Raw genomic sequence first — 15,399 nt, 5'->3', positions numbered from 1 at the left:
TCGCAAGGAAATCGACAACAACATGACAGAACCTACCGCCTTCGACGTCGCCCTGTTCGGCGAGGCCATGCTGCTGCTCGTGGCCGACCGCCCCGGCCCGCTGGAAAACGCCGAGTCGTTCTTCAAGCGCACCGCCGGCGCCGAGACCAACGTGGCCATCGGCCTGTCGCGCCTGGGCCTGAAGGTGGGCTGGGCCAGCCGCCTGGGCACCGACTCCATGGGCCGCGCGCTGCTGGGCGCGATGCGCGCCGAAGGCATCGACTGCTCGCACGTGATCACCGACGCGGCGCAGCGCACCGGCTTCCAGTTCAAGGGCCGCGTCACCGACGGCAGCGACCCGCCGATCGAATACCACCGCAAGGGCTCGGCCGCGAGCCAGATGGGCCCGGGCGACGTCGACGAGGCCTGGCTGCGCTGCGCGCGCCACTTGCACGCCACCGGCGTGTTCGCCGCCATCTCCGACACCAGCCTGCAGGCCGCGCTGAAGACCATGGACGTGATGCGCGCGGCCGGCCGCACCATCTCCTTCGACACCAACCTGCGCCCCACGCTGTGGTCGTCCACCGAGACCATGCGCCACTGGGTCAACGAGCTCGCCTCGCGCGCCGACTGGGTGCTGCCCGGCATCGAAGAGGGCCTGCTGCTCACGGGCCACGACAAGCCCGAGGACGTGGCCAGGTTCTACCGCGAGCGCGGCGCGAAGCTGGTGGTCGTGAAGCTCGGCGCCGCGGGCGCCTACTACGACAGCGACGTGGCCGGCACCGGCCATGTCGCGGGCTTCCCGGTAAAGGAAGTGATCGACACCGTGGGCGCGGGCGACGGCTTCGCGGCCGGCGTGGTGAGCGCCCTGCTCGAAGGCAGGAGCGTGCCCGACGCCGTGCGTCGCGGCGCCTGGATCGGCGCGCGCGCCGTGCAGGTGCTGGGCGATACCGAAGGCCTGCCGACGCGGGCGCAACTCGAAGAAGCGGGGCTTTGAAAACCATGACGCCAAAGAACGTGCTCGTGTTCCGGGCGCTGCCCGACGACCAGCTGGCCCGCCTGCAGGCCGCGCACCACGTCACCGTGGCCGATCCGCGCAAGGAGCCCGAGGCCTTTGCCGCGGCGCTGCGCACCGCGAACGGGCTCATCGGCTCGAGCTACAACGTCGACACCGCGCTGCTCGACGCGGCGCCGCAGCTGCAGGTGATTTCCAGCGTGTCGGTCGGCGTCGACAACTACGCACTGGCCGAGCTGCACACGCGCGGCATCGTGCTGTGCCACACGCCCGACGTGCTCACCGAGACGGTGGCCGACACGGTGTTCGCCATCCTCATGGCCACGCAGCGCCGCGTGGTGGAGCTGTCGAACCTGGTGCGCGAAGGCCGCTGGACGAAAAACATTGGTGAAGAACTGTTCGGCACCGACGTGCACGGCAAGACGCTGGGCATCCTCGGCTTCGGGCGCATCGGCCAGGCCGTGGCGCGCCGCGCCGCCCTGGGCTTCGGCATGCCGGTGCTCTACCACTCGCGCCGCGCGGTCGACCTGGCCGCGCAGGCGCCCGAGCTGCAAGGCCGCGCCACCCACACGCCGCTGGACGACCTGCTGGCGCGTGCCGACATCGTGCTGGCGATGCTGCCGCTGACCGACGCGACGCGCGGCATGATCGACGCCGGCTTCTTCGCGCGCATGAAGCCGGGTGCTTCGTTCATCAATGGCGGCCGTGGTGCCACGGTGAACGAAGAGGCGCTGCTGCACGCGCTCGACCACGGCACGCTGCGCGCCGCCGGGCTCGACGTGTTCGCCAAGGAGCCGCTGCCGGCCGACTCGCCACTGCGCACGCACCCGCGCGTGACGCCGCTGCCGCACATCGGCTCGGCCACGCACGAGACGCGCCATGCGATGGCCGAGCTGGCCACGACGAATCTGCTGCAGGTGCTGGCTGGCGAGAAGCCGACAGCGCCGTACGACACGGCGAGCGCATGACCGGTGCCAGGCTTTTCTCCCTCCCCCGCTGGGGGAGGGCAGGGGTGGGGGCAAGCGGCGCATCCATCGAGCGCTCTGCCTGCCCCCATCCCAACCTTCCCCCAAAGGGGGAAGGAGCAAGACCATGAAGCCGAGCGGCCGCGCCACCATCGCCGACGTCGCAGAAGCAGCCGGCGTTTCCAAAGCCACCGTCTCGCGCTTTCTCAACCATCGCGAACGTCTTCTGAGCCCCGACATCGCCGCGCGCGTCGAGGTCGCGATCGCGGCGCTGCAGTACTCGCCCAGCCCGATGGCGCAGGCGCTGAGCCACGGTCGCTCGCGCCTCATCGGCCTGATCGTGGCCGACATCACCAACCCGTATTCCGTGGCCGTGCTGCGCGGCGCCGAGAAGGCCTGCCAGGACGCGGGCTACCTCGTGATGCTGTTCAACCTCGGCAACGAGAGCGAACGCGAGCGCGAGGCCATCGATGCGCTCGCGGGCTACCAGGTCGACGGCTTCATCCTCAACACGCTGGGCCGCGGCAGCAACGTGGTCGACGCGGTCACGCTGCACGGCAAGCCGGCGGTGCTGGTCGATCGGCGCCACACCGGCATGCACACCGACTTCGTCTCGCTCGACAACCACGCCGCAATGACGGCCACCTGCGGCCACCTGGTCGAAGGCGGCTACCGCGAGCTGCTGTACGTGACCGAGCCGCAGAAAGGCGTGAGCTCGCGGCGCGAACGCACGGCGGCCTTCGGCGCCTGCGTGGCCGCGCACGAGCCGCGCGTGGCGGGCGAGATCTTCGAATGCGTCGAAGGGGGCCACGAGGCGCTCGACGAAGCGCTGCGCGCCCTGCGCCAGCGCGCCAGGCGCGGGCGCAGGGCGGCCGTGGTCGCGGGCAATGCGGTGGTCACGCTGCGCGTGGCGCAGGCGATGGCCCGGCTGCGCTGGCGGTTCGGCGACGACCTGGGCTTCGTCGGCTTCGACGATCCCGAGTGGGCCTCGCTCATCGGGCCGGGCTTGAGCACCGTGGCCCAGCCGACCGACGCCATCGGGCGCACGGCGGCCCACTGCCTGATCGAACGGTTGCGCGGCCTCGACGTGCCGCCGCGCCAGTTGCTGCTGCCCGGCGAACTGGTGGTCAGGGGCTCGTCGCAGGCGACCTAGCGTCCTGCACCGCGCGGTCGAAGGTGATCGGCCCGCGCATCCAGTCGGCCGCGCGCTCGGCCATCATCACGGTCGGCGCGTTGGTGTTGCCGCCGATCAGCGTGGGCATGACCGAGGCATCGACCACGCGCAGGTTCTCGATGCCATGCACGCGCAGCTGCGCGTCGACCACCGACATCGCGTCCGTGCCCATCCTGCAGGTGCCCACCGGGTGGTAGATGGTGTCGGCGCGCGCGCGGATGTGGCGCACGAGCTCTTCGTCGGTGCGGGCGTCGGCCGTGTAGAGCTCGCGGTGCCGGTACTTCGCGAGCGCCGGCGCGCGCAGGATCTCGCGCGTCGTCTTCACGCCCTGCAGCAGCAGCGCCAGGTCCTCCGGCTCCGACAGGAAACGCGGGTCGATGCGCGGCGCCGACAGCGGATCGGCATCGTTCAGCCGCACGTCGCCACGGCCCTTGGGCCGCAGCACGCACACGTGGCACGAGAAGCCGAAGCCCATGTGCAGCTTGCGCGCATGGTCGTCGGTGATGGCGATCACGAAGTGCAGCTGCAGGTCGGGCCGCCGCAGCTCGGGCGACGACTTGATGAAGGCGCCGCCCTCGGCGAACGGCGTGGCGACCAGCCCCGTGCCGCGCTTGCGCCACTCGAAGACGGCCTTCATCAGCTTCAGCCCCGCGACCGCGCCGATGCCGAACAGGTCGGTGTCCTTCGAGGTGTACGACAGGATGAAGTCGGTGTGGTCCTGCAGGTTCTGCCCGACACCCGGCAACGCGTGCCGCACCGCGATGCCGTGTTTCCCTAGTTCGCCGGGTTCTCCGATGCCCGACAGCATCAGCAGCTGCGGCGAGTTGAACGCGCCGCCGCACAGCACCACCTCGCGGCGCGCGGCGATCGTCTCGGTCTTGCCGCCGCGCCGCATCTCGACGCCCACCGCGCGGCGCCCTTCGAGCAGCACGCGCAGCACCTGCGCACCGGTCAGCACGCGTAGGTTGGGGCGCTTCATCGCCGGGTGCAGGTAGGCCGCGGCCACCGAGCAGCGCTCGCCGTTCTTCGCGCCGCCGTGGAACTGCGTGACCTGGTAGAGGCCCACGCCTTCCTGCTCGGGGCCGTTGAAGTCGTCGTTGCGCGGAATGCCGCAGGATTGCGCGGCGCGCACGAAGTCTTCGGTGATCGCGCGCGGGCTCTGCTGCTCTGCCACCTGCAGCGGCCCGTCGGCGCCATGCAGCGCGCTGGCGCCGCGCTGGTTGCCTTCGGCGCGAATGAAGTAGGGCAGCACCTCGTCGAACGACCAGCCGGCGCAGCCCGCGCGGGCCCAGTCGTCGTAGTCCTCGCGGTGGCCGCGCACGTAGAGCATTGCGTTGATCGCGCTCGAGCCGCCCAGGCAGCGCCCGCGCGGCTGGTAACCGCGGCGGCCGTCCAGGCCCGGCTGCGGCACGGTCCGGTAGGCGTAGTTGTTGATGCGCGGGCGGCCCGGCAGCATCGCCACCGTGGCGGCCGGTGCGCGCACCAGAATGCCGCGCCCCTCGCCGCCGGCTTCGACAAGGCAGACCTGCACGCCGGGGTCCTCGCTCAGGCGCGAGGCCAGGGTGGCGCCGCCGGAGCCGCCACCGACGATCACGTAGTCGAATTCCATGGCGCGTCTTCCTTTTGTTCTTTGCTGCCTGCGTCCGCGCGGACGGATTCGACTGTAGGAATGAACGTGGAAGCGGGGCTCGGCGTTTTCCCTCGGTGCGTCGCATTGCGGCCAACGCCGCCCGGCCGCAACCGGGCGAAAATCGGCTGTGCCCCAGCCTGCCCTTCCGCCTCCTCCGACCCTTCAAGCTCTCGTGGCGTCCACCGAACTCAAGGGCTTCATCCTCACTCGCCATTGGCGCGATGCCCCGTCGGGCACCGAAATCGAGTACTGGCTGGCCACCGATGCGGGGCCGCTGAAAGTGCTCCTGACCGCCCGGAGCTCCGTCGCATTCGTCGCGACCCGGCACAGGGCGGCTGTGCAGGCGCAGCTCGCGGCCATGCCGGGCATGCAACTGCGTGAACTCGAACTGAAGACCTTCCAACAGGAACCCGTCGTCGGTGTCTATGCAACGCACTTCCGCCAGCTCGGTCGATTGGCGCGTGCCCTCCAGCCGCTGGGCGTTCCGCTGCTCGAAGCCGATGTGCGCCCGCACGATCGCTACCTGATGGAGCGGTTCATCACCGCCGGCGTGCGGGTGGAGGGAGGGCGGGTCGACGGCGCCACCCTCATCGACTGCAAGCTCAAGCCCGCGCCCGAATTCAGGCCGGTGCTGAAGGTGGTGTCGCTGGACATCGAGACGAGCCAGGACGAAGCGCTCTATTCCATTGCGCTGGACGGCACGCAGGAACGGGTTGTCTTCATGCTGGGCGAGCCGCCGCCCGAGCCGGCAGAGCCGGGTGAACGGCATGCGCCCATGGACTTCTCGCTCGTCTATTGCCCGACCCGCAAGGCCATGCTCGAGCGGCTCAACGACTGGTTCGAGCGCAACGACCCGGACGTCCTGATCGGCTGGAACGTCATCCAGTTCGACCTGCGCGTGCTTCAGAAGACAGCCGACGACTGCGGGGCGCCGCTCCTCCTGGGGCGTGAGCGGCGGCCTGTCGCGTGGCGCACCCATCCGGGCAAGCAGGGCTACCTGTTCGCACCCATGCCCGGCCGGGTGGTCATCGACGGCATCGACGCGCTCAAGGCCGCGGTGTGGAGCTTTCCTTCGTTCAGCCTGGAGACCGTGTCGCAAGCGCTGCTCGGCGAGGGCAAGTCCATCGGCGACGCGTACGACAAGATGGCCGACATCGAGCGGCGCTACCAGCACGACAAGCCCGCGCTCGCGCGCTACAACATCCGCGACTGCGAGCTGGTGCTGCGCATCTTCGAGAAGGCGAAGCTGCTGCAGTTCATGATGGAGCGCGCCCACGCCACCGGCCTGCAGGCCGACCACTTCGGCGGCTCCATTGCCGCGTTCAGCCACCACTACCTGCCGCGCATGCATCGCCTGGGCTACGTGGCGCCGAACGTGCGCGAGATCGCGAGCAAGGCCTATCCCGGCGGGTACGTGATGGACTCCAAGCCGGGCTTCTACGACTCGGTGGTGGTGCTGGACTACAAGAGCCTGTACCCCTCGATCATCCGCACCTTCCTGGTCGACCCGGTGGGCTTGATGGAAGGTTCGAACGCCAGCGATCCGGCGATGCACGTCAACGGGCCGGGAGGAACCGTCTTCTCCCGCGAGAAGCACTGCCTGCCCGAAATCGTGACCACGCTCTGGCGTGCCCGCGACGAGGCCAAGCGGGTCAGGAACGAGCCGCTGTCCCAGGCCCTGAAGCTGCTCATGAACTCTTTCGCCGGCGTGCTGGGTGCGGCCGACTGCCGCTTCTTCAATCCCCAGCTGGTGTCCGCCATCACCCTGCGGGGCCACGAGATGATGAAGCTCACGCGCGACTTCGTGGAGCGCCGGGGCTACGAGGTCATCTACGGCGACACCGACTCCATCTTCATCTGGCTCAGGCGCACCCATAGCAACGAGGAAGCGCACGCCGTCGCGGCCGAACTGGCGGGGGACATCAACGGCTGGTGGACGCGAACCCTGCGCGAGGAGCAGGGCCTGGAGAACCTGCTCGAGATCGAGTTCGACACCCACTACAGGAAGTTCTTCATGCCCACCATCCGGGGCTCGGAGGTGGGCAGCAAGAAGCGCTATGCGGGCCTGAGCATGGATGCATCGGGCAAGGAGGAGATGGTCTACCGCGGCCTGGAGATGGCCCGCAGCGACTGGACCCCGCTGGCGCGCCAGTTCCAGGAGGGGCTGCTGTCGCGCATCTTTCAGGGCGAGCCGTACAAGGCATTCGTGACCGACTATGCACGCGCTACGCTGGCCGGCGCAAAGGACGACCTGCTCATCTACAGGAAGCACCTGCGCCACCCGCTCGATGCCTACCTGGTCAACGTGCCGCCTCAGGTGCGCGCCGCGCGCATCGCCGACGCGTACAACGCCAGTGTCGGGCGGCCCATGCAGTACCAGAGCGGCGGCTGGATTCAATACGTCATGACCCGCAACGGGCCGGAGCCGCTGGAAACGCGCCATTCCCGCATCGACCACGAGCACTACCTGAGCAAGCAGCTGCAACCGATTGCCGACGCCATCCTGCAGCCGATGGGCGAGAGCTTCATGGCGTTGACGACCGCGCAGCAAGGCCTTTTCTAGCCGCGGGATTCACGTTTTCCCGCATGTGGTGCACGCCGGTGCGCCCCATGCACCGCGATGTCATTGGGGAAGCGCAAGGGGACCTATTTTTTAGTTCGCCCGTTGCGAAAAACGGTGCTTGGTGCGCTCGCCGCGCGCTCCTAGCATCCGTTCACCTCATCGCATCCACAAGGAATTCGCCATGGCCAATCTCCGGGACCCCGGTCGCCGAAGTCTCCTCAAGACGTCCCTCATCGCCGGCGGTCTCTCCGCCGGCGGCCTGCTCAGCGTCGACGCCTTCGCACAGGGCAAGGCGCGCATCAACATGCAGCTGGGCTGGATCGTGGGGGGCAACCAGATCGGCGAGGTGGTCGCCAAGCGCATGGGCTTCTACGAGCAGGAGGGCATCGACTTCGCGATCCAGCCGGGCGGCCCCAACATCGACGGCGTGGCCATCATCGCCTCGGGCCGCTACGAGGTCGGGCAGGTGTCGTCGAGCCCGTCGATCATGCTGGCCGTGTCGCAGGGCCTGCCGATCAAGTGCTTCGCGGTGGGCGCGCAGAAGCATCCGTACACCTACTTCTCACTCGCGAAGAACCCGGTGCGCAAGCCGGCCGACCTGGTGGGCAAGCGGGTGGGCATTCCGTCGACGGCCGCCATCCTGCTGCGCGCGCTGCTCGCGAAGAACAAGATCGCCGAGAAGGACGTGAAGGTCGTCTCCATCGGCGCGGACATGTCGCCGCTGCTCACGGGCCAGGTCGACGTGGTGACGGGTTGGCTCACGAACACCACGGCCATCAAGGTGCTGGGACCCGACATCGCCACGCTCACGCAGTGGGACGCGGGCGTGCGCCTCTATGCGCTGCCGTACTACGCATCGACCAGGACGCTGGAGACCCAGCCCAAGGTGATCGAGGCCTTCCTGCGTGCCACCGCCAAGGGCTGGCACCACGTGCGCGCCAACCGCGACCAGGCGGTGGACATGCTGGTGAAGGAGTACCCGAACCTCAAGCGCGAAGACGAGCGCGTGGCGGTCGACGTGATGCTCGAGTACGCCTTCGGCGGTGCCGCGCAGACGCAGGGCTGGGGCGCGATGGACCCGGCCGTGTGGCAGGAGCAGATCGCCACCTATGCGGACCTGGGCCAGTTCACCGCGCGCACGCCGAAGGTGGACGACGTGATCTCGCTCGACCCGCTCAAGGCCACCGCCGCCGCGCGGGCGATGAAGGGCTGACACGATGGCCGCCGTTCTCGACACAGCCCGTTCATCCGCGCCGGCCATCGCGTGCCGCGACATCGGCGTGCGCTTCTTCACCGAGCGCCGCGACGTCACCGCCCTCCAGAGCCTGGACCTCGACGTGGCGCTCGGCGAGTTCCTCACGCTGCTGGGCCCCTCGGGCTGCGGCAAGTCGACCTTTCTGCGGGTGGTGGCCGACCTGCTGCAACCCAGCCGCGGCCGCATCGAGGTGCTGTCGTCCACGCCGCAGGCCGCGCGCAAGAACCGCGACATCGGCTTCGTGTTCCAGGACGCGGCGCTGCTGCCGTGGCGCACCGCGCTGCAGAACGTGGAGCTGCCGTTGCAGGTCGGCGGCGGCGCGAGCCGCAAGGGCCGCCGCTCGCCGCAGGAACTGCTGGAGCTGGTGGGGCTGAAGGACCGCGCGCACGCCTTCCCGCACGAACTGTCGGGCGGCCAGCGCCAGCGCGTGTCGATTGCGCGCGCTCTGGCCAGCGACCCGAAGATCCTGCTGATGGACGAGCCCTTCGGCGCGCTCGACGAGATCACGCGCGACCGGCTCAACGAAGAAATCCTGCGCGTATGGCGCGAGACCGGCGTGACGATTCTTTTCGTGACCCACAGCATCCACGAGGCGGCCTTCCTCGGCCAGCGCGTGCTGATGCTGGCGGCGAACCCCGGCCGCGTGCGCGAGATCGTGCCGGTGGAGCTGCCCGCCGATCGCACGCTCGAAATGCGCGAGACCCCCGAATTCGTTCGCCTCACGAGCCATCTGCGGCGCGTGCTGGAAACCTGCTGAGGCCGATGCCATGAACACACGCTCCCTCGACACCGCCGTGCCCGGTGCCTTCGCCGCACCGGTCGACCCCGAATACCAGGCCTGGGCCGCCGCATCCTGCCGGCGCTGGGCATTGCCGGCCTTCTCTTCCTGTGGTGGGCGGTGATTGCCGTGTTCGACGTCAAGCCCTTCATCGCGCCCACGCCGTGGGCCGTGCTGGAGACGCTCTACGCCAAGCGCGCCGTGCTGCTCGACAACCTGCTGCCCACCGCCATGGAGGCGGCCGGCGGCTTCGTGCTGGGCAACCTCGCGGCCATCGCGGTGGCCACGGTCTTCGTGCACAACAAGACGCTGCAGGACATCTTCTTTCCGGTGGTGCTGATGTTCAACGCCGTGCCGCTGGTGGCCAAGGCGCCGGTGCTGGTGCTCATCATGGGCAACGGCATGGAGCCCAAAATCACCATCGCCGCGCTGGTGTGCTTCTTTCCGACGCTGGTGAACATGGTGCGCGGGCTGGAGTCGGTTAACCCGCAGGCGATGGAGCTGATGCGCGTGCTGTCGGCGAGCAAGACCGAGATCTTCTTCCGCCTGCGGCTGCTGAACGCATTGCCCTACCTGTTCTCGGCCCTGCGCATCGCGGCGTCGATGTGCGTGATCGGTGCGGTGGTGGGCGAGTGGGTGGGCGCCACGGTGGGCATCGGCGCCATGATCCTGCAGGCCACCTTCAACTTCGATTCGCCGCTGCTGTACGCCGCGATCGTCATGAGCGCCACGCTGTCGGGCCTGTTCTTCCTGCTGGTCACGCTGGCGGAGAAGTGGGTCATCCGCTGGCAACCCGAGAGCGTGCACTGAGCGCTGCCGCACTTGCAACAGGTGGCGGCCTGCGTGCCGCCGCATCCCGAAAATTTCTAAAGGAGATAGTTCTATGAGCCGTATTGGCGACTGGATGCAGGAGCCCGCGCACGACGTGCGCGTGGCGGCCGAATCGGACGTGGTGGTGGTCGGCGGTGGGCCCGCAGGGCAGGCCGCGGCACTGGCCGCCGCGCGCAACGGCGCGAGCGTGACGCTGCTGGAGCGCTACAACCACCTGGGCGGCCTGGCCTCGGGCGGCATGGTGCTGGTGCTGGACGACATGTGGGACAGCCACCAGCAGGAAATTTCGGTGCGCGGCATCTGCCTGGAGATGATCGAGCGCATGTCCGCGCTCGGCCTGGCCGAGTACCCGCGCCAGCAGGACTGGGGCACGCTGCCCGAGTCGGTGCGGCGCTGGAAGCGCTGGGGCACCTACGACTTCCACAGCAAGGAGAAGCCGCACCCCATCTGCTTCGCCGCCGCCTTCGACCCCGACGCGTGGAAGCGCACCTCGCTGGAGATGGTGCAGCAGGCCGGCATCGAGCTGCGGCTGCACTCGTGGTTCTCGCGCACGCTGGTGGAAGACGGCAAGGTCAAGGGCGTGGTCTGCGAGACCAAGGGCGGGCGCGAGGCCATCCTGGGCAAGGTGGTGATCGACACCACCGGCGACCTCGACGTGGCGGCCTCGGCCGGCGCGCCGCACATCAGCGGCAGCTACATCGTGACCACCGTGTTCCGCCTGGGTGCCGTCGACACTGAGGAGGCCGAGCGCTTCGAGCGCGAGGAACCCGTGGCCTGGCAGGCGCTGGACCGCGAGATCAAGCACATGCTGGGCGGCGCCTGGGAGGCGTGGTGGCTCAAGACGCCGCTGCCGGGCGTGGTGTGGTGCAACTGCCCGCACATGCCGGGCCTGGACGGCCTGAAGGTGAGCGACCTGACGCGCGCCGAGGTGCAGGGCCGCGCCACCATCCACAAGGTGATCGAGTTCGTGCGCGCCAGGCTGCCGGGTTTTGCGAAGTGCACGCTGATCGACATGGCGCCACAGACCGGCATCCGCCAGACGCGGCTGCTCGAAGGCGCCTACGTGATGACCAAGGAAGACGTGGCGCAGCGCACGCGCTTCGATGACAGCGTGGCCCGTGGGCGCGACTATTACTACCCGTACCGCACGCTGCTGCCGCGCAGCGTGGAGAACCTGCTGGTCGCCGGGCGCCACTACTCGGCCACCTCGGCCGCGCAGAAGATCTCGCGCGAGATCCCGCCCTGCATGGCGATGGGCGAGGCCACTGGCACGGCCGCGGCGCTGGCGCTGAATGCCGGTGTGTCGGTGCGCGAGGTCGACATCGCGAAGCTGCAGAAGACGCTGCGCGCGCAGGGCGCCGACCCGGGCGACCAGAAGGGCCCCAACGCCGACGTGCCCGCCATTGCGCGTTCTTTCACCCAGGAGGCCGCATGAGCACCGCCGCACTGCCGCTGGACGGCATCCGCGTGATCGACTTCACGCAGGTGATGATGGGCCCGGTCTGCACGCAGATGCTGGCCGACCATGGCGCCGACGTGATCAAGATCGAGCGCAAGGGCGCGGGCGACCTGAGCCGCTCCACCTTCGCGCCCGTGGCGGGCCACGACAACCCGATCTTCTGCAGCCTGAACCGCAACAAGCGCAGTGTGGAGATCGACCTGCGCGATGCGCAACAGATGGAACTGGTGAAGGCGCTGATCGCCGGTGCCGACGTGGTCACCAACAACTTCCGCGCCGGTGTGATGGAGCGCCTGGGGCTGGGCTACGAAGACTGCAAGCGGCTGAACCCGCGCATCGTCTACGCGGTGGGCACCGGCTTCGGCGAGACCGGCCCGTATGCCCACAAGGGCGGGCAGGACGTGCTCGCGCAGGCGCTCACCGGCGTGATGGCGCGCCGCGCCGACGCCTCGGTGCCGGTGTCGATCTACCCGACGGCGCTGGCCGACTACACCGCGGGCATGCACATGGTGCAGGGCATTCTGCTGGCGCTGCTGCAGCGTGAGCGCACGGGCGAGGGCCAGAAGATCTCGGTGTCGCTCTACAACTCCATGCTCGCCATGCAGATGCAGGAGGCGGCCATGGTGATGATGGAAGACTCCGAGGTGAACTGGGCTGCCATGCCGCTGTCGGGGGTGTTCGACACGCAGACCGGCCCGCTGGTGCTGGTGGGCGCCTTCAAGGCCAACCCGCTGCGCGATATCTGCACGGCGCTGGGGCTCGAAGACCTGTCGCTCGACGCGCGCTACGCCACGCTGAAGGCGCAGTTCGCCAACAAGACGGCGCTGCATGCGATCTTTCACGAGCGCTTTGCCAGCGGCACGCGCGAGCACTGGCTCGCCAAGCTGGAGGAGCAGGACCTGCTCTCTGCGCCGGTGCGCGACATGCGCGAGGCACTCGTCGATCCGCAGACGCTGCACAACGCGATGATCCTGGAAGGCGGTTCGTCGCCCGGGCGCAAGCTCAGGTTCATCGCCAGCCCGATCCACATGTCGGGCGCCAAGGCCGGCCTGCGGCGCGACCCGCCCAAGCTGGGGCAGCACACCGAAGAGGTGCTGGCCGAAGCGCGCGCACTGATCGAGGAGACCGGGGCATGAGCGTTCTCTTCGAGGTCGTCGATCACGTCGCCACGGTCACCATCGACCGCCCCGACGTGCTCAATGCGGTGGACCTGCCGACCGAGGCCGAACTGCAGCGCATCTGGTCCGAGATCGAAGCGCGCGACGACATCCGTGCGGTGGTGCTCACCGGCGCGGGCGAGCGCTCGTTCTGCGCGGGCGCGGACCTGAAGAACACCTCCAACCTCAAGGGCGTGGAGTACTGGGCCGCGGCGCGCCCCGGCGGCTTCGGCGGCATCGCGCTGCGCGAGACGCTGGACGTGCCGGTGATCGCGCGCGTCAACGGCTTCGCGCTGGGCGGCGGCTTCGAGATGGTGCTGGGTTGCGACATCGTCGTGGCCTGCGAGGAGGCGAGCTTCGGATTGCCCGAGCCGCTGGTGGGCCGGCTGCCGCTGGACGGCGGCATGCTGCTGCTGCAGCGGCAGATTCCCTACCGCCAGGCCATGGGCATGATGCTCACCGGCCAGCGCGTGAAGGCGCGGCGCGCGCTAGAGATGGGCCTGGTCAACGAGGTGGTGCCGCGCGCGGAACTGGACGCGGCCGTGCACCGCTGGGTGCAGCAGTTGCTGGCCTGCGCGCCGCTGTCGCTCAAGGCCATCAAGCAGGTGGTGCGCCGCACCGGCACGCTGTCGCCGGCCGAGGCGCACCGCATGCGGCTGCCGGCGCTGGTGGCGGCGCTGCAGTCGCAGGATGCCGACGAAGGCGTGCTGGCGTTCCAGCAGAAGCGCAAGCCGCAGTGGCTGGGCCGCTAGGGCTCGCCCGCCGTCACGAAGGCCCGATGCCATGCCCTACGTCATCACCGCCGCCTGCATCGACGTCAAGGACGGCGCCTGCGTCAAGTGCTGCCCGGTCGATTGCATCTACGAAGGCGAGCGCACTCTGTACATTCACCCGGATGAATGCATCGACTGCGGCGTTTGCGTGTCCGCCTGCCCCACCCAGGCCATCTACGAAGACCTTCGGCTGCCGCCCGAAATGGCGCACTTCACCGGCATCAACCGCGAGTTCTTCGCGGCGAACGTCAGCGGGCTCGGCTCGCCGGGCGGCGCCGACGCGAGGCGCGTGGCCTGCGACCACCCGGCCATTGCCGCGATGCCGCACCCGCACGGTTGAGCGGCTGCACATGGGGAGGGCCGGCTGATGCATGCCAGCATCCTCAAGTACTTCATCGAGGTCGCGAGCTGCGGCTCGGTGCGCAAGGCCTCCGAGCGGCTCTTCGTGGCCGCGAGCGCCGTCAACCGGCAGATCCACAAGCTGGAAGACGAGCTGGGCGTGGAACTGTTCGACCGCATGCCCAACGGCCTGCGGCTCAATGCCGCGGGCGAGCGCCTGCTCAAGCACGCGCAGGAAACGCTGCACCAGTACCAGGTGATGCGCACCGAGCTCGATGCGCTCAAGGGCGAGCGCACGGGCCACGTGAAGGTGGCGGCCATGGACTCGTTTTTCGAGGAGATGCTGCCCTCGGCGGTGGAAGACTTTCTCCAGGTGTTCCCCGCCGTGACGTACACCATCACCGCGGTGCAGCCGATGGACGTGGCGCAGATGGTGATGTCGGGCCAGGTCGACGTGGGCATGACCTTCGTGAACCGGCTGCCGGGCGGCGTGGCGGCGGTGGCGCTGGCCAACCTGCCGATCGGCGTGGTGATGCCGCCGGGTCATCCGCTGGCCAACCATGCGCGCGTGTCGCTGAAGGAATGCGCGCGCTATCCGTTCCTGCGCTCGAGCTCGCACCCGGTCATCAGCGCGGCGCTGTCGCCCGAGTTCGCCGCGTTCTGGGACGACATGGAACCGGCCGCCACCTGCAATTCGACACCGATGCTCAAGCGGCTGATCATGGCCGGCAAGGGCATCTCGTGCTTTTCGAAGATCGCCTTCATCGACGACCTGAAGCGCGGCGACCTGATCTGGCGGCCCTTCGAGCTGCCCGCGCTCGACCAGCTGCAGGTCGGCATCGTGGTGCCCTCGCAGCGCGTGCTGCCGCACGTGACGCAGAACTTCGTCGGGCGCATGGCGCGGCGCCTGACGCAACTGGAGATCGCGGCCGCTGCGGTCTGAAACCGGATGGCGGGCACACCGCCATCCTGCAGCCAGCGCTAGCGGCCGTGACCATCGGCTTCGTGGCGAAGCGCATCGTCATGGTCCTGGTCGCGGGTGCGGTGTTCCTGTTCCTCGTGCAGAGCGTGCGCGCGGCCAGGCGCCGGCGCACCCGACCGGTTGAACCTCAGGGCGCTGCGGCGCGCTGCGCGCTGTCCGTCGGCGTCAACGTGCCGTCGATGCACCGGTCGAAGAAGCGGTGGCCGCGCGGGCTGCCCGATGTCCAGCCCGCGGCGATGGCCGCTTCGATCGTGCTGCGCACCATGCGCGGCGTGACGGGCGCCAGCTGGAACGCGTCGCCGCGCTGCACGGCCACGGCGGCGACGATTTCGCCGAAGTTCAGCCAGGGGTCGTCGAACCGAAGCCGCACCTCGAGCGGAAAGTCCTTTCGCCGGCGCTCGCCGGGCCAGATGCGCAGCACCAGGTGGTGCGCATCGATGCGCCGCACCACCCAGGCGTAGCGGGTCTCGCCGATGACGATCTTGCGCGGGCTCACGCG

Annotated in this window: 15 protein-coding genes; 13 read left to right on the top strand and 2 right to left on the bottom strand. The window is 69.2% G+C overall.

Translation table 11 applies throughout. The features are described 5' to 3' along the window. Window positions 1-22: 22 nt before the first annotated feature. From AC1DJH_RS27680 to AC1DJH_RS27670, 3 genes are all read left to right on the top strand, one after another. Complete coding sequence (locus tag AC1DJH_RS27680) at window positions 23-976, top strand: sugar kinase (RefSeq protein ID WP_472118294.1); 954 nt, start codon at window positions 23-25, stop codon at window positions 974-976. Window positions 977-981: 5 nt separating this feature from the next. Further along, the gene (locus tag AC1DJH_RS27675; RefSeq protein WP_472118291.1) at window positions 982-1,962 is read left to right on the top strand and encodes a 2-hydroxyacid dehydrogenase; all 981 of its coding nucleotides are present in this window, start codon (window positions 982-984) and stop codon (window positions 1,960-1,962) included. Between the two features lie 124 nt (window positions 1,963-2,086). Then, window positions 2,087-3,112, top strand: coding sequence for a LacI family DNA-binding transcriptional regulator (locus AC1DJH_RS27670; RefSeq protein WP_478187893.1), 1,026 nt, complete (start codon window positions 2,087-2,089; stop codon window positions 3,110-3,112). Here AC1DJH_RS27670 and AC1DJH_RS27665 read toward each other — a convergent pair. Next, a complete protein-coding gene (locus AC1DJH_RS27665; protein WP_478187892.1) occupies window positions 3,087-4,742 on the bottom strand; it encodes a GMC family oxidoreductase in 1,656 nt (551 codons plus the stop codon). The two genes, AC1DJH_RS27670 and AC1DJH_RS27665, sit on opposite strands and share 26 nt — an antisense overlap. Before the next feature lie 193 nt (window positions 4,743-4,935). On the opposite strand from AC1DJH_RS27665, the gene AC1DJH_RS27660 reads away from it, so the two are divergent. The 10 genes from AC1DJH_RS27660 (at window position 4,936) to AC1DJH_RS27615 (ending at window position 14,861) form a co-directional block, all read left to right on the top strand. Further along, a complete protein-coding gene (locus AC1DJH_RS27660; protein ID WP_478187891.1) occupies window positions 4,936-7,326 on the top strand; it encodes a DNA polymerase II in 2,391 nt (796 codons plus the stop codon). Window positions 7,327-7,507: 181 nt separating this feature from the next. Then, window positions 7,508-8,539, top strand: coding sequence for an ABC transporter substrate-binding protein (locus tag AC1DJH_RS27655; protein WP_472118282.1), 1,032 nt, complete (start codon window positions 7,508-7,510; stop codon window positions 8,537-8,539). A gap of 4 nt (window positions 8,540-8,543) precedes the next feature. Beyond that, complete coding sequence (locus AC1DJH_RS27650; RefSeq protein ID WP_472118279.1) at window positions 8,544-9,338, top strand: ABC transporter ATP-binding protein; 795 nt, start codon at window positions 8,544-8,546, stop codon at window positions 9,336-9,338. 10 nt (window positions 9,339-9,348) lie between these two features. Next, a complete protein-coding gene (locus AC1DJH_RS27645) occupies window positions 9,349-9,483 on the top strand; it encodes a hypothetical protein (RefSeq protein WP_478187890.1) in 135 nt (44 codons plus the stop codon). Window positions 9,484-9,488: 5 nt separating this feature from the next. Further along, window positions 9,489-10,169: an ABC transporter permease gene (locus AC1DJH_RS27640; protein ID WP_478187889.1), complete on the top strand. Its 681-nt coding sequence runs from the start codon at window positions 9,489-9,491 to the stop codon at window positions 10,167-10,169. 73 nt (window positions 10,170-10,242) lie between these two features. Continuing rightward, window positions 10,243-11,625, top strand: a complete 1,383-nt coding sequence (locus tag AC1DJH_RS27635; protein WP_472118272.1) for an FAD-dependent oxidoreductase — start codon at window positions 10,243-10,245, stop codon at window positions 11,623-11,625. Further along, complete coding sequence (locus tag AC1DJH_RS27630) at window positions 11,622-12,785, top strand: CaiB/BaiF CoA transferase family protein (RefSeq protein WP_472118269.1); 1,164 nt, start codon at window positions 11,622-11,624, stop codon at window positions 12,783-12,785. Before AC1DJH_RS27635 ends, AC1DJH_RS27630 begins: the two co-directional genes overlap by 4 nt. Beyond that, a complete protein-coding gene (locus AC1DJH_RS27625) occupies window positions 12,782-13,558 on the top strand; it encodes an enoyl-CoA hydratase-related protein (protein WP_472118266.1) in 777 nt (258 codons plus the stop codon). The genes AC1DJH_RS27630 and AC1DJH_RS27625 overlap by 4 nt, the downstream gene beginning before the upstream one ends. Window positions 13,559-13,589: 31 nt before the next feature. Next, entirely contained in the window at window positions 13,590-13,919 is a 330-nt protein-coding gene (gene fdxA / locus AC1DJH_RS27620) for a ferredoxin (protein WP_472118263.1), read from the top strand. Window positions 13,920-13,946: 27 nt separating this feature from the next. Continuing rightward, on the top strand, window positions 13,947-14,861 hold the full coding sequence (locus tag AC1DJH_RS27615) for a LysR family transcriptional regulator (RefSeq protein ID WP_472118260.1): 915 nt from the start codon (window positions 13,947-13,949) through the stop codon (window positions 14,859-14,861). Window positions 14,862-15,027: 166 nt separating this feature from the next. Here AC1DJH_RS27615 and AC1DJH_RS27610 read toward each other — a convergent pair whose 3' ends face one another. After that, a complete protein-coding gene (locus AC1DJH_RS27610) occupies window positions 15,028-15,396 on the bottom strand; it encodes a hypothetical protein (RefSeq protein WP_472118258.1) in 369 nt (122 codons plus the stop codon). Between the last annotated feature and the right edge of the window lie 3 nt (window positions 15,397-15,399).

This window comes from Variovorax sp. 10N412 (genome assembly GCF_056394985.1).
This window is presented reverse-complemented; position numbering and strand designations above follow the sequence as displayed.

What these genes read in the sequence shown, in the direction of transcription:
- AC1DJH_RS27680 (WP_472118294.1), top strand. Translation starts at nt 23, where the DNA reads ATGACAGAACCTACCGCCTTCGACGTCGCCCTGTTCGGCGAGGCCATG.
- AC1DJH_RS27675 (WP_472118291.1), top strand. Translation starts at nt 982, where the DNA reads ATGACGCCAAAGAACGTGCTCGTGTTCCGGGCGCTGCCCGACGACCAG.
- AC1DJH_RS27670 (WP_478187893.1), top strand. Translation starts at nt 2,087, where the DNA reads ATGAAGCCGAGCGGCCGCGCCACCATCGCCGACGTCGCAGAAGCAGCC.
- AC1DJH_RS27665 (WP_478187892.1), bottom strand. Translation starts at nt 4,742, where the DNA reads ATGGAATTCGACTACGTGATCGTCGGTGGCGGCTCCGGCGGCGCCACC.
- AC1DJH_RS27655 (WP_472118282.1), top strand. Translation starts at nt 7,508, where the DNA reads ATGGCCAATCTCCGGGACCCCGGTCGCCGAAGTCTCCTCAAGACGTCC.
- AC1DJH_RS27650 (WP_472118279.1), top strand. Translation starts at nt 8,544, where the DNA reads ATGGCCGCCGTTCTCGACACAGCCCGTTCATCCGCGCCGGCCATCGCG.
- AC1DJH_RS27645 (WP_478187890.1), top strand. Translation starts at nt 9,349, where the DNA reads ATGAACACACGCTCCCTCGACACCGCCGTGCCCGGTGCCTTCGCCGCA.
- AC1DJH_RS27635 (WP_472118272.1), top strand. Translation starts at nt 10,243, where the DNA reads ATGAGCCGTATTGGCGACTGGATGCAGGAGCCCGCGCACGACGTGCGC.
- AC1DJH_RS27630 (WP_472118269.1), top strand. Translation starts at nt 11,622, where the DNA reads ATGAGCACCGCCGCACTGCCGCTGGACGGCATCCGCGTGATCGACTTC.
- AC1DJH_RS27625 (WP_472118266.1), top strand. Translation starts at nt 12,782, where the DNA reads ATGAGCGTTCTCTTCGAGGTCGTCGATCACGTCGCCACGGTCACCATC.
- fdxA (WP_472118263.1), top strand. Translation starts at nt 13,590, where the DNA reads ATGCCCTACGTCATCACCGCCGCCTGCATCGACGTCAAGGACGGCGCC.
- AC1DJH_RS27615 (WP_472118260.1), top strand. Translation starts at nt 13,947, where the DNA reads ATGCATGCCAGCATCCTCAAGTACTTCATCGAGGTCGCGAGCTGCGGC.